The 11,967-nt window shown below is 46.8% G+C and carries 15 protein-coding genes; 6 read left to right on the forward strand and 9 right to left on the reverse strand.

Annotated features, from left to right (window positions below; all coding sequences use genetic code 11):
- Nucleotides 1-16 precede the first annotated feature (16 nt).
- Nucleotides 17-1,018 (reverse strand): gluconate operon transcriptional repressor GntR, encoded by a 1,002-nt coding sequence (gntR, locus tag ABUE30_RS14585; RefSeq protein ID WP_408624559.1) that lies wholly within the window; start codon nucleotides 1,016-1,018, stop codon nucleotides 17-19.
- Nucleotides 1,019-1,315: 297 nt separating this feature from the next.
- Nucleotides 1,316-2,104 carry an SDR family oxidoreductase gene (locus tag ABUE30_RS14590; RefSeq protein WP_408624560.1) on the reverse strand — a complete coding sequence of 263 codons (789 nt, stop codon included), beginning with the start codon at nucleotides 2,102-2,104 and terminating at the stop codon, nucleotides 1,316-1,318.
- Nucleotides 2,105-2,270: 166 nt separating this feature from the next.
- Here ABUE30_RS14590 and ABUE30_RS14595 point away from each other — a divergent pair, with 166 nt between their 5' ends.
- The 6 genes from ABUE30_RS14595 to ABUE30_RS14620 all read left to right on the forward strand — a co-directional run bounded on the left by ABUE30_RS14595 (nucleotide 2,271) and on the right by ABUE30_RS14620 (nucleotide 6,405).
- Nucleotides 2,271-3,182 carry a DMT family transporter gene (locus ABUE30_RS14595; protein ID WP_408624561.1) on the forward strand — a complete coding sequence of 304 codons (912 nt, stop codon included), beginning with the start codon at nucleotides 2,271-2,273 and terminating at the stop codon, nucleotides 3,180-3,182.
- Between the two features lie 52 nt (nucleotides 3,183-3,234).
- Nucleotides 3,235-4,065 (forward strand): DNA ligase, encoded by an 831-nt coding sequence (locus tag ABUE30_RS14600; RefSeq protein WP_408624562.1) that lies wholly within the window; start codon nucleotides 3,235-3,237, stop codon nucleotides 4,063-4,065.
- 371 nt (nucleotides 4,066-4,436) lie between these two features.
- On the forward strand, nucleotides 4,437-4,631 hold the full coding sequence (locus ABUE30_RS14605) for a hypothetical protein (RefSeq protein ID WP_408624563.1): 195 nt from the start codon (nucleotides 4,437-4,439) through the stop codon (nucleotides 4,629-4,631).
- Nucleotides 4,632-4,802: 171 nt separating this feature from the next.
- The gene (locus ABUE30_RS14610) at nucleotides 4,803-4,994 is read left to right on the forward strand and encodes a hypothetical protein (RefSeq protein ID WP_408624564.1); all 192 of its coding nucleotides are present in this window, start codon (nucleotides 4,803-4,805) and stop codon (nucleotides 4,992-4,994) included.
- Between the two features lie 142 nt (nucleotides 4,995-5,136).
- Nucleotides 5,137-5,334, forward strand: a complete 198-nt coding sequence (locus ABUE30_RS14615) for a hypothetical protein (protein WP_408624565.1) — start codon at nucleotides 5,137-5,139, stop codon at nucleotides 5,332-5,334.
- 234 nt (nucleotides 5,335-5,568) lie between these two features.
- Nucleotides 5,569-6,405, forward strand: a complete 837-nt coding sequence (locus ABUE30_RS14620) for a DUF2971 domain-containing protein (protein WP_408624566.1) — start codon at nucleotides 5,569-5,571, stop codon at nucleotides 6,403-6,405.
- Nucleotides 6,406-6,532: 127 nt separating this feature from the next.
- On the opposite strand, the gene ABUE30_RS14625 is transcribed toward ABUE30_RS14620, so the two are convergent.
- The 7 genes from ABUE30_RS14625 to ABUE30_RS14655 all read right to left on the reverse strand — a co-directional run bounded on the left by ABUE30_RS14625 (nucleotide 6,533) and on the right by ABUE30_RS14655 (nucleotide 11,963).
- A complete protein-coding gene (locus tag ABUE30_RS14625; RefSeq protein ID WP_408624567.1) occupies nucleotides 6,533-7,009 on the reverse strand; it encodes a GNAT family N-acetyltransferase in 477 nt (158 codons plus the stop codon).
- A gap of 354 nt (nucleotides 7,010-7,363) precedes the next feature.
- Nucleotides 7,364-8,287: an AEC family transporter gene (locus tag ABUE30_RS14630; protein ID WP_408624568.1), complete on the reverse strand. Its 924-nt coding sequence runs from the start codon at nucleotides 8,285-8,287 to the stop codon at nucleotides 7,364-7,366.
- Nucleotides 8,288-8,426: 139 nt separating this feature from the next.
- The gene (locus tag ABUE30_RS14635; protein WP_408624569.1) at nucleotides 8,427-8,939 is read right to left on the reverse strand and encodes an NUDIX hydrolase; all 513 of its coding nucleotides are present in this window, start codon (nucleotides 8,937-8,939) and stop codon (nucleotides 8,427-8,429) included.
- Between the two features lie 111 nt (nucleotides 8,940-9,050).
- Nucleotides 9,051-10,193, reverse strand: a complete 1,143-nt coding sequence (thiH, locus tag ABUE30_RS14640) for a 2-iminoacetate synthase ThiH (RefSeq protein ID WP_408624570.1) — start codon at nucleotides 10,191-10,193, stop codon at nucleotides 9,051-9,053.
- Nucleotides 10,190-10,957 (reverse strand): thiazole synthase, encoded by a 768-nt coding sequence (locus tag ABUE30_RS14645; protein ID WP_408624571.1) that lies wholly within the window; start codon nucleotides 10,955-10,957, stop codon nucleotides 10,190-10,192. Before ABUE30_RS14645 ends, thiH begins: the two co-directional genes overlap by 4 nt.
- A gap of 1 nt (nucleotide 10,958) precedes the next feature.
- A complete protein-coding gene (gene thiS / locus ABUE30_RS14650) occupies nucleotides 10,959-11,159 on the reverse strand; it encodes a sulfur carrier protein ThiS (protein ID WP_408624572.1) in 201 nt (66 codons plus the stop codon).
- Nucleotides 11,160-11,204: 45 nt separating this feature from the next.
- Nucleotides 11,205-11,963: a HesA/MoeB/ThiF family protein gene (locus ABUE30_RS14655; protein WP_408624573.1), complete on the reverse strand. Its 759-nt coding sequence runs from the start codon at nucleotides 11,961-11,963 to the stop codon at nucleotides 11,205-11,207.
- Between the last annotated feature and the right edge of the window lie 4 nt (nucleotides 11,964-11,967).

The raw sequence follows: 11,967 nt of genomic DNA on the forward strand, positions 1-11,967 counted from the left end.
CGCTAATGAGCTGAGATTAGACGCTCTGCCCTAGATCAATCTGATACCCCAGATCAAGGACAGACTGCGCGGCGATACCTTGTTCGAGTTGAGCAAGCAGTTGCCGCGCTGCTTCTCGACCAATCGCTTCGCGGGGCGTTACTACTGACGCCAGCTTAGGTGTCATAACTTGACCAATATCTAATCCGTGAAAACCAGCAACAGCTAATTGCGATGGGATTGCTATCTGTTGGCGCTGACATTCTAAAATAACGCCCACAGCTAAATCATCATTAGTACAAAAGATGCCATCACAGTCAGGATATTGCTCAAGGATCTGTTGCAATAATTGCCGACCTAATGAAAATGAAGATGATTGCTCGGTGAGAATTGAACAACCGCTTAAGCCAGACTCGCTCATCGCTTGATTGTAGCCTTGTTGCTTAAGCTGAGTGCGCGTATCTAAGCGGGCACCCAGATAAATAATATGCTGATGCCCACGGGCAATCATCTGCATGACCATCATATAGGCGGCCTGCTGATTATTAAACCCAACCACTGGGTAGTTTCCCGGGTTATCGATATCCATCATCTCAATCACGGGGATCCCAGCGCTTTGAATGATCCGTTCGACTCTCGGCGTATGCACGCGATCACTTAACAATAAGCCATCAATATTATACGAGAGCAGTGATTCAATGCGTTTTTCTTCAATTTGTGGATCATAACCATAGTGGGCTAACATAGTCTGATAACCGCTTACTTCGGTGACCGCTTCTAACCCTCGTAATACTTGGGCAAAAACCTGGTTGGTTAACGATGGCAGCAATACCCCAATTGCATGACTTTTCGCATTTGAGAGAATATCTGGGGCACGGCTGGGCACATAACCTAACGCATCAATCACTTCTTGAATGCGTTGGCCGGTTTGGGTCGCAACTTGAGTGGGACTGCGCAGATAACGGCTCACCGTCATTTTGGTCACCCCGACTTGCTGAGCGACGTCAGTTAAGGTAGGGCGTTTATGAGGACCTGTCATAGCTGTATGTTACTGTAACATTTAATTAGGCATGATAGCTTAAAAAGCATAAAACAGCCATCAAATTGCCAACTGCCTCGCCATTTAGTGAGCTTTTTATCACAAATCATCCCCATTAAACCTCACCATGTATCAGCGCGAGCATCATCTGGAATGTTCACGTCAACATTCAACCTTTTACAAACCTTGTTTGTCCAATAGCTCAAAACAATAAGCATAAATACACGAACAGTTGTGAAATGCCGATTTATTACACGGCCAAAATTGACGGGCTGTTGGCTCTTTATCCCCAATTTGCTAGATCCCACGAATCGCGCCACCGTCGCAGCGAATTTTACTGCCGGTAATATAACTGGCTCGGTGACTGACCAAAAAAGCAGCGGTTGCGGCAAACTCTTCAACGCGTCCATAACGCCCCACTGGAATAGCTGCACTGGCACGTTCACGCACTTGCTCAATTGTAATATTAAGTCGCTCTGCTGCCGCTTGATCGAGCATGTCAACGCGTTGGGTATGAATACGCCCAGGGATCAAAATATTGCAGGTAATACCGTAATCAGCCAACTCATTGGCGAGCGTTTTATTCCAACCGACCAACGCACTACGCAAGGTATTCGAAAGGCTAATCTGCGGGAGCGGCTCTTCCACGCCACTCGAGGTCACCGTTAAGATCCGCCCCCAACGCTGCGCTTTCATGCTGGGAACAAGCTGCTTAGTCAGTTCAATTAAACTAACCACCATCATTTGATACGCTTGATGCCAATCACTCTGTTGTGCCTCAGCCAATGTACAAGGGCGCGGGCCGCCGCTATTATTGACCAATATATCCACCCCGCCCCACTGAGTTTGCACCTGCTCAATCAATGTCGCAACGCTATCCCATTGGGCTAGATCGACTTGAGCCGTGAGCACGCGTTGGCGTGTCTGCTGGGCCAATAACTGAGCTTGCACGTCAAGCTTTTTATGATCTCGGCCACAGAGCATCACCTGCGCGCCCTCTTCTGCTAATGCGCGCGCGATACCCAGTCCAAGGCCTTGGGAGGAAGCCATCACTAAGGCTCGTTTTCCAGAAATTTGTAAATCCATACAAGCTCCTTTTCACTGAGGTTCTTTACTCTAACAGACCTATTTAGACAATCAATGTGGAGGTTTTGACCTGTCAAACTGCCGCATTAACAGCACAAAGATAAGTTACTCCAAATAACCTTTATGGGTATACTGGCACTTTGTATTTATTTACTCAATCATCATCATGAAACAGCAATCGCAAGCGTATCTTTATGGCATTAGCGCTGTATTAATGTGGTCAACAGTTGCCACCGCATTTAAATTAGCCCTGCGTTATTTAACGCCGCTGCAGCTCATGGCGATAGCATCACTGAGCTCATCGGTTATTCTCACGATCATCCTATTATTGCAAGGTAAATTGCATTTAACCAAACGCTATTTACGTCAACATTTTAGGTTTTACCTGCTGCTCGGGCTGATTAACCCCTTTTGCTATTATTTAATTTTATTTAAAGCCTACGAGTTACTCCCCGCGCAGCAAGCGCAGCCACTCAATTACACTTGGGCCATCACTTTGAGTTTGCTCGCGGTGCCCTTGCTTGGCCACAAACTGCACCGATTTGATTTTGCAGCCATGCTACTGGGCTATCTTGGTGTGGTTGTTATCGCCACCCAAGGCAATCTTCTGCAGCTGCATTTTACCAGTCTGCCAGGCGTTGCTTTAGCGCTACTTAGCACACTATTTTGGGCAGGCTATTGGATCTTAAATCAGCGCCGTAAAGATGACCCTATCGCGGGGTTACTCTGTAGCTTTATTTTGAGTTTACCGATCACTTGCATCGCTATGTTCGTTAATGAAGGTTTTCCAACACTGCATTGGCAAGGCCTATTAGGCGGCATTTACGTAGGCTGCTTTGAAATGGGGGTGACATTTGCCTGTTGGGTATTAGCGCTGAAAAAAACCGAAAAGACGGCACGGATCTCCAATCTCATTTTTATCTCGCCATTTTTATCACTCTATTTAATTGCAAAATTTCTTGGTGAAACCATCCATCCGTCGACGTATTTTGGGTTAGTACTGATCATTGTGGGTTTACTTCTACAACAATATGGCAACTATTGGCAGATACACCGACAACACACATCTATTGACTAATTAATCACTATTGTTATCATTATTGATAAATTGAATAATATTGTGATTAATCATGCGTACTTCTTCTATTCTTATTCCCTCATTGATCAGTGTCCTACCCAGCTTCGTTTATGCCCAACCAATCCAAGTGCAATTGGCGATGAACTACCAACATCAGAACGTGAGTCACTATCTCGTCAGTGAAAAGTATGATGGTGTACGCGCCTATTGGGATGGGCAGCAACTTTGGACACGTCATGGCAGGCTAATTCGTGCTCCCAAAGCGTTTACCGCTAATTTTCCATCACAACCGCTCGATGGCGAGTTGTGGATTGATTACCATCATTTTAGTGACATCGAAGGATTACTCGAGCAACAACACACGACCAAGGCGCAGTGGCAGGCCGTTCATTACATGGTGTTTGATCTGCCCTCAATCAAAGCACCTTTTTCCTCTCGCTATCGGCGTTTAGAAAAATTATTAACCACCACTGATGGGCCTATTCATCTGGTTAAGCAAGAACAAGTTGATGATCAAACTGCGCTCAAAGCAAAACTGACGCAGGTCGTCCAACACGGTGGCGAGGGCTTAGTATTACACCGCAAAAGCAGCTTGTATTTACCAGGGAGAAGTGGCCATCTGCTCAAATACAAACCCTACGAAGATGCCGAAGCAACCGTTATCGGCTATCGGCCCGGCCAAGGCAAATACCAAGGCATGGTCGGCGCACTGACAGTGAGAACCCATGATGGCAAAACGTTCGCGGTCGGAAGTGGTCTCGACGATGAACTCCGGGCTCATCCGCCAAAAATTGGCAGCCAAATCACCTTTCGTTACAACGGTCTCACCAAATATGACAAACCGCGCTTTCCACGATTTCTGCGGATTTACCATGCACTATAAACGTAACCGCAGCTGTTTAGTGAAAAGCGCTTATCCACCAAAAAACACCGAGATAAACCAGACCATGACACTTGCATGAATGTCATCAGCAGCTGCGGGTAATACGTAAAAAGGATCCGCATCGCCGGTTAATTAGTTAACAAATTAAAACCGTTGCAAAGACAACCAAAGATAGATAAATAGATGATCCACCTGTACAGGCACATATCTACCAGATTTTATCCCATTATAATATACATGTATCATACACTTCAATAAACTTACTGTTCAACATTATTTGACAGACAACGCACATAAAATACGTTTTAATTTAACTCGTGGCCAACGGAGCCGTTGGTTCTATCTCACTACAAATATGAAGGGGAGATAATATGAAAAGCGTAACTCAAATGACAATGATCGGTCTTACTGCTATCTCAATGAGTCTTATGAGTGGCTCGGCACTGGCCAATATGAACAGCACAGATAACGCACAACTCGACCAAAATCAACCTAATGCCACAAGTATCAATAAAGATTGGCAACAAACTAAGGAAAAATTTGATATTGGCCGTAAGTATCATTAACCATTTTTAACAAAGCCCTTTTTCGGGCTTGGCTATACACGATAGTTATATTGAGTAAATTGATTGCATTGGAATTGATCAACAACAAACAAAATTATTGATACTTTTTTATTTAATTGTATGCACCATGCAATATAAATGATAGACTAAGTTTATTAAGAAGGAATAAAAATGAAAACCATTATTAAAACACTAACGATTGCTCTTATTAGTTCATCTACTTTAGGTCTGTTTGCCAGCTCAGCTGTTGCAGCCACTAGCGATTCAGCGACGATGCTGCAAAGCAATTCTGCGCTTACTAGCTCTAACCTCACTTGGCAACAAACCAAACAAAAATTCGATATTGGTCGTTACTACCACTAATTGGTTTTTGGCAAGACAATCCGATGTCGTGTTGCATATCCGAATAACCAAAATACAGTGCCTAGTTCATGAATCAATCGCAACTCAGTTGATTCACGGATGGCTTTGTAATTAAAAATAGAAAATGAATAGGAAATATAATATGAAATCCATCAGCAAAATAATCACCGTTGCACTTGCAACTGCATCTTTAAGTTTATTCGCCAATACTGCAATGGCCTCATCACAGCATCAAAGCAAAGATAGTCAAGCGCAGCAATCTTCATCGACGCAGCTTCGTGGCAACGCGCGTTGGAAACAAGTTGAGAACAAATTTAATGTTGGAAATCAACATAGCTAAATAGATACAGCAATGAAGCCTCTTTAAGGGACTTCATTGCAAGCTATGCCTTCTTTTGCTCGCTTAGAGCAATGCCATCCAGCTCCCCCAAATAGTCAATCGCTGATAGCACTAAAACATCCAAGCCTATCCTCTAACGAATATAGTTCGCGATTCAATTCATTGGCCTTATAGGGCAATATAGGTGCATCATGATGGGGTTTAGTTGCTATTAGGTGTCTTGAGGGAATGTTTATGTTACGTCCGCTAGTTCAGCAATTGTTTAGCCACACACCGCAGTCCAACTTATACCACTACACAAGCTTTGCAGGCCTCCTTGGAATTGTTAGCTCGAAAGTTTTATGGGCCAGTGATGTACGCTATATGAATGATGCCGCCGAATTGCACCATACCTTAGACTTACTCACTGAAGTTATTCACGATCGCATTGCCCGCGGTGATAACAAGGCTCCATTACTGGCACATTTTGCACAGTGGATCAACGAACGACTCAATCAAGGACATATGCTCTTTGCCGCTTCATTTCGAGCCAATGGTAATCTGCTCAGTCAATGGCGTGGATACAGTAGCATCGGCAAAGGCGTAAGTCTGGGATTTCATCCGGAACATATTCTAAAATGGGCCAATGCTCAGCAATTTCAGATTGGTCGATGCATCTATGATAGTGATCGCCAACATCAGCTCGTACAACAAGCGATTGATTGCGTTTGTCAGATGCAACTGCCTGAGGCAGAACTATTTGCCGCAGTTGAAACGGACCTACTCCGCTTGGCTGTATTGCTCAAGCACCCTTCATTTCGTGAAGAAGATGAATGGCGTCTGGTTTTGCCAGTGATCCATCACGATCTCGACCCAAGGGTTAAGTTTCGAGAAGGTTCCACCATGCTCAAACCCTACACTGAATTTACACTACATAGTCCATCGCAACCCATGGCACTTGAGCATGTCTATCTAGGCCCAACACCCGATTCAACGCTCTCGATTAATTCGCTGCGGTTGTTCTTTCGCCAGCATCAATTGCTCCCCAAACAAGGCATTGAAGATAGTCAGATCCCTTATCGCGCCTGTTAGCAGTGCTCTGATGGATTGATAGGACCCCTCTTGCCCGATTCAGATGAACCAACGAATCAATAGCAGGAACAAGCTGAAGTGTATAATCAGAGTTCGTCGCAGCTCAAACACTGAAGCGAGAGGGGCTTTAACTAAATAAGCGCTGATAAAAATCTGTTGAGGAATGTTTTGGATTGGCTTTAAGATAGCGCCAGCCAAAACGTTGATAGTGCCGCAGTGCTCGTGCATTGGTTCGGCTCACTGATAATAACGCACACCGACAACCGGCCTCGGTTAACTGCCACTCAATATATTTTTGCAACTGCTCTGCGAGTCCACAGCCGCGATAGGGCTCACTTAAATAGATAAGATTGACATAGCCCGTGTTTGCTGAATCGTAGAAATTTTTAAATTCAAGCTGGCCGATAATCTTGCCATCTAACCAAATATGCAGATAGTAATAACATGGATCATCAATGCGCTCCAGTAGACGCTCCTGATAGCCAACCAACATCTGGTCACAGCCTTCTAATGAGTCAAAACTGCACTGATACGCATCACATCGAAACTGATAGCAGAGGGCAAAGTGCTGCCTAACGTCGATGCGTTTAAACGCTAAATCCATCGTACATATCCAACCTAATTTAATGTTTATTAAAAGTTTTTATAGCATATAAAAACAAACAAAAGAAGCGTGAAAAAGCACGACTGTCAGACTTCCCCCTCGGATATACAAAGGGCGCATGATGCTGTCTAGCTATTTCCAATGTACTGCCATGCATTAAGTCGCGCATGTGTCCATGAGCCATAGGCGGCATTGGGTAACACAATCCCATCATGGCTGGAATGTTTGACTTCTTTAGCCACTCACTTGCACGGACACTCTGCAGATTCTTATGCTTAACCTACCGACTCAATCAAGCAGGTTATCGCTGAACAACATCAACATACAGCCCTTATTCGATTGCAAATGTAACCATTAATGAGTCAGGGGTAAGCTCTGTACCACCCATAACCAAAACGGCCAAGCGAGCAGGCTCAACCAACTACTCATGACAATCGCCGAACTCACAGTTTGCGCGTTCCCGCCATTGCTCCGCACCACCACATACGCGTTAATCCCAACGGGGCAGCTAGCCATCACCACCAGCACGCGGGTCATTAAAATAGGCATCGCAAAAATAAAATGGCTAGTAATCAGGACCAATCCGGGTAACAGCAGTAGTTTAGCCACAAGTATTAACAGCATCCGCCATTTCACTTGCTGAAAACTAATGCCCGCCAGTGAGGCCCCCATCACAATCAATGCACACGGAAGAGCCGCTCGAGCGCCCATATGCAGAGTATCCAGCAGTATATTTGGCAAAGGAAGATGCACTAAGTTAGCACCGAGTCCGGCCATTAAACTCAATACAATCGGGGTTTTTAGTGACTTAAACACACTTTGTCGCAACGGCCCTTGGTCCGCACGCCCCCAAGCATCAGCGCTGTAATAGAGCGCAAACAACACCAAACTATGAAACGCCACAATCGGGAATAGATATGCCAGACCTTGGCTGCCAAACAGATTATTCACGACCGGCATTCCCACATAGACAAGGTTTGAGAATGATCCAGCTAAAGCAATCGATGCGCGATCGCGCGACCCTCGTTGCAAGACAAACAGCAACAAAAACAGTCCCACCAAGGCGATATAGAAGGAAAGCAAAATGCCCCAAGCATGTTGTTTAGGCAATCCATGTTGATACATTCCGGTAAATAGCAGCATTGGCACTAAGATGCGGGCTGTTAATTCATTCACGCCTTTTTGCCAGCCTACCGATAACGGCCATCCCGTTTTGGCAATTCCCCACCCCAACATCGCCAGTCCAAACAGCGGTACAATCAAGGGCACAATAGACACACGAACTCCTTATCAACACATCAAGGCTTCATGGCAAACCACCATGGGCATAAAAAGAATGATGACCGCATCAGGTCACATAATACACATTGAACACGATTGGACGATGTTTCAGCAAACACCCTAAACTAGTCGGCAATCAATGGTCTTGCAAAAGAGTCCGGTAGTATGCCGCAATGGTTTTATTATCGATGATTTCACCGATACGAATTTGCTGCTCTAGATCAGTTGGACTCAGCCTTAACGTCTCAATCAATTCATCTTCATCAGGATGGCAAGGAACCGCTTGCAGATCGCGGGCGACAAACAAATGTTGCACTTCATTACAAAACCCAGGAGCTGGTAGCATCGTTCCTAACGATTGCCAGCTCGCGGCAGCCAGCCCCACTTCCTCGGCTAACTCCCGTTTGGCGCACGCCAATGGCGCCTCACCTGCTTCGATTGTTCCCGCAGGAAACTCCAATAACCAGTGATTCACCGCTGCGCGATATTGCCGCTCTAACACCAGCTCACCTTGTGCACCGATAGGAACGATCACCACCGCACCGGGGTGTTCCATCAATGTCACGTCTCGCTCAATGCCATCCGGATAGCGTTGTATTTGTTGAGTAATATGAAAACGATGCCAACTAAATAACCGCTTTGCACTCATAAGTCCATCTCCTAGCTTGCAAAAAAAAGAACTCAAGTATTGTCCCATCTAACGGATGACATGACTTAAGTTCTTACTATAACGAGCAATGATTGAATGCGCGAGTATTCGCTAGCGCACTAGGCCCATTGCACTTAAACTTTGATCCCAGTTTTTCCAAACAGGTTGATAACCTATCCGACGAATCGCCGCTTCCACCTCTTCAGGGCGTCGACCATCATTGATGGCAAACTGCTCTAGCGCGGTATCGGTGGCTTTGCTATAGCCGCCTGGTTGGGTGCTGGAAAAGGCGCTCATTGCAGTGATCCCAAGGGGCATTAACTGCTCACGAAACAGCGGCGCTTCACGCGTTGAAATTGAAAGCTCCAGATCGGGGTGAAACAATCGAAACACCGCAATCGCTTGCACCAGCTCTTTATCACTCATCTGTGATTTAGGCGCCAAACCGCCAGTACAAGGGCGAAGCCGCGGAAAAGAGATAGAGAACTGACTGCGCCAGTAACGTCGGCGTAGATAATCCAAATGCGCGGCGACAAAAAATAGATCGGTGCGCCAGTCATCCAGACCAATGAGCGCGCCTAAGCCAATTTTATCCACACCTGCGCTCGCCGCCCTATCGGCGGTATCGAGTCTGTATTCAAAGTGACATTTATTTCCCCGAAGGTGGACCTGTTGATAGCGTGCCTTATGGTAGGTCTCTTGATAACAGAGCATCCCATCAAGGCCCAGTGCCACCAGCTCATGATACTCATCTTCATCAAGGGGCTGCACTTCGATGGAAACATTGGCAAAGCGCTGCTTAATCAATGGCAGTGCCCAGCGAAAATAGTCCATACCCACTCGCCGCTTGGCTTCACCGGTCACCAACAAGATATGCTCAAACCCCATTTGAGCAATGGCATCCAGCTCAGCTTCGAGCTGTTCGCGGGTTAAAGTCATGCGGCGGATCTCATTCTCCATCGAAAACCCACAATACAGACAAATATTACTGCACTGATTGGATAAATACAGTGGAATATATAGTTGCATAGTGCGGCCAAAACGCTGCACTGTTAGTTGGTGACTTAGCTGCGCGAGCTCACGCACATGGCGGGTCGCTTGCGGGCTAATCAGCGTTTTAAAATCACCGAGATCCAGCGGGTGTTGACGCTTGGCTTTATCGATGGCAGCGAGTACTTGCGTGTCACTAACACTGGCTGATTGCAAATATTGATCATCCCAGTCCCACCGGTTTAAATAGTGCGAGAAGCTCATAATGCCTCCAAAAACTCAGTCATTGGACTGGTGGCATGCGCCGAGCTACTTGTCCCAGCAAAACCTGATTGGCAGGCCAATACCCCGCTGTCACAGGCCAGCGCAAATGCTTTGGCCATCTGCTCTGGCTTCGGTGCACTGGCAATAGCGGTATTCACCAGCACCGCATCAGCCCCAAGCTCTAATGCCTCGAGCGCATCGCTGGGTCGACCAATGCCCGCATCGACGATCACTGGCACATTGGCTTGAGCAATAATAATCTGCAAAAAAGCGCGGCTTTGTAGCCCCTGATTCGAACCAATCGGCGCACCAAGTGGCATCACCGCCGCACAACCAACCTCTTCCAGGCGTTTACATAACACTGGATCGGCATGACAATAAGGCAATACCACAAAACCTTCTTCAACCAATATTTTGGCCGCATGCAGTGTTTCAATGGGATCGGGCAACAGATAATGTGGATCGGGGTGGATCTCCAGTTTCAACCAGTTAGTCCCGAGAGCTTCCCGGGCAAGTCGCGCGGCAAAGATGGCTTCTTTAGCACAGCGAGCCCCAGCGGTATTAGGTAATAACTTCACCCCAGCCGCTCGCAATGGCGCTAGCAAGTCGTCATCGCCCCCTTTGAGATCAAGCCGTTTTAAAGCCAGCGTGACTAGCTCAGTTTGCGATGCGTGAACGGCAGCGATCATCTGTGTGGCACTGGCAAATTTACCGGTCCCGAGCAACAAACGGGAACGAAAGGTGTGTCCAGCAATAGTTAACATACTAGCCCCCTGCGATCGCGGTAAAGACACTGATCGATTGCTGTGCGCGCAGCGGATAATCGCGCCAGCGGCTTTGTACAATCACTTCGCCATCAATAGCAAACGCAAATCCAGCTTGCGATAGCCGCAACTGCTCAGCAAGCTGAGCGAGTGAGCTACCATCAGCAACCTCAACAGGTTGTTGGTTAAGGGTAATATACATACTTTTTCGCAGCCGTAGCTGCGCCTCCTTGTAGATGTGGGCAAACTAGCCACCACAACATTGACAATGAGGATCACGGTGCATAGAAAGGTGAAACCACTCACCACTGAGCCCATCAAAACTACTAAAACGCCCAACAGCAAGGGATTCTAACTGGCAGATCAATTTTATCGTCTCTAACGCCTGCATGCAGCCAATCATACCCACCAAGGGACCGACCACCCCCGCAGTGGCGCAGCTCAATTGCGCTTCGCTCGCTTGCGGGAATAAGCAACGATAGCAGGAACTCGTTGATTGGCGAAAATCAAACACCATCAGTTGACCATCAAAGCCAATGGCTGCGCCGCTAACCAGCGGTACGCCCAATGCCTGGCAGGTATCGCTCAGCGCATAGCGGGTCTGGAGGTTATCCGAGCAATCCAGCACTACATCCGCTTGCATGACCTCCATGCCCAGTACTTGTTCGCTTAGACGTCGATTCACCGCGCGTACATGCACATGCGAATTAATACCGCGCAAGCGCTCGCTCGCCGCCAGTACTTTGGCTTTCCCTATCTGCGCCTCGCTATAGAGCACTTGACGTTGCAGGTTTGACTCACTAACTGTGTCATTATCGGCGATAACCAATTGCCCCACCCCAGCGGCAGCTAAATACAGGGCAACCGGGCAGCCTAACCCTCCCATGCCGACAATCAACACTTTGGCCTGTTTTAAATGCAGCTGTCCAACTTCACCGACCTTGCCTAATAACAGGTGGCGGCTATAGCGTTTAAATTCAGCATCAGTTAGTTGATTGTCAGTCATTGTG

The sequence above is a fragment of the Celerinatantimonas yamalensis genome (genome assembly GCF_046054155.1).
Classification (GTDB): Bacteria; Pseudomonadota; Gammaproteobacteria; order Enterobacterales; family Celerinatantimonadaceae; genus Celerinatantimonas; species Celerinatantimonas yamalensis.

Excerpts from the sequence above, each read along its gene's own strand:
- ABUE30_RS14610 (WP_408624564.1), top strand. The coding sequence starts at position 4,803 with ATGAAAACCATTATTAAAACACTAACGATTGCTCTTATTAGTTCATCT.
- ABUE30_RS14605 (WP_408624563.1), top strand. The coding sequence starts at position 4,437 with ATGAAAAGCGTAACTCAAATGACAATGATCGGTCTTACTGCTATCTCA.
- ABUE30_RS14655 (WP_408624573.1), bottom strand. The coding sequence starts at position 11,963 with ATGACTGACAATCAACTAACTGATGCTGAATTTAAACGCTATAGCCGC.
- thiS (WP_408624572.1), bottom strand. The coding sequence starts at position 11,159 with ATGTATATTACCCTTAACCAACAACCTGTTGAGGTTGCTGATGGTAGC.
- ABUE30_RS14645 (WP_408624571.1), bottom strand. The coding sequence starts at position 10,957 with ATGTTAACTATTGCTGGACACACCTTTCGTTCCCGTTTGTTGCTCGGG.
- thiH (WP_408624570.1), bottom strand. The coding sequence starts at position 10,193 with ATGAGCTTCTCGCACTATTTAAACCGGTGGGACTGGGATGATCAATAT.
- ABUE30_RS14600 (WP_408624562.1), top strand. The coding sequence starts at position 3,235 with ATGCGTACTTCTTCTATTCTTATTCCCTCATTGATCAGTGTCCTACCC.
- ABUE30_RS14590 (WP_408624560.1), bottom strand. The coding sequence starts at position 2,104 with ATGGATTTACAAATTTCTGGAAAACGAGCCTTAGTGATGGCTTCCTCC.
- ABUE30_RS14635 (WP_408624569.1), bottom strand. The coding sequence starts at position 8,939 with ATGAGTGCAAAGCGGTTATTTAGTTGGCATCGTTTTCATATTACTCAA.
- ABUE30_RS14595 (WP_408624561.1), top strand. The coding sequence starts at position 2,271 with ATGAAACAGCAATCGCAAGCGTATCTTTATGGCATTAGCGCTGTATTA.
- ABUE30_RS14620 (WP_408624566.1), top strand. The coding sequence starts at position 5,569 with ATGTTACGTCCGCTAGTTCAGCAATTGTTTAGCCACACACCGCAGTCC.
- ABUE30_RS14625 (WP_408624567.1), bottom strand. The coding sequence starts at position 7,009 with ATGGATTTAGCGTTTAAACGCATCGACGTTAGGCAGCACTTTGCCCTC.
- ABUE30_RS14615 (WP_408624565.1), top strand. The coding sequence starts at position 5,137 with ATGAAATCCATCAGCAAAATAATCACCGTTGCACTTGCAACTGCATCT.
- gntR (WP_408624559.1), bottom strand. The coding sequence starts at position 1,018 with ATGACAGGTCCTCATAAACGCCCTACCTTAACTGACGTCGCTCAGCAA.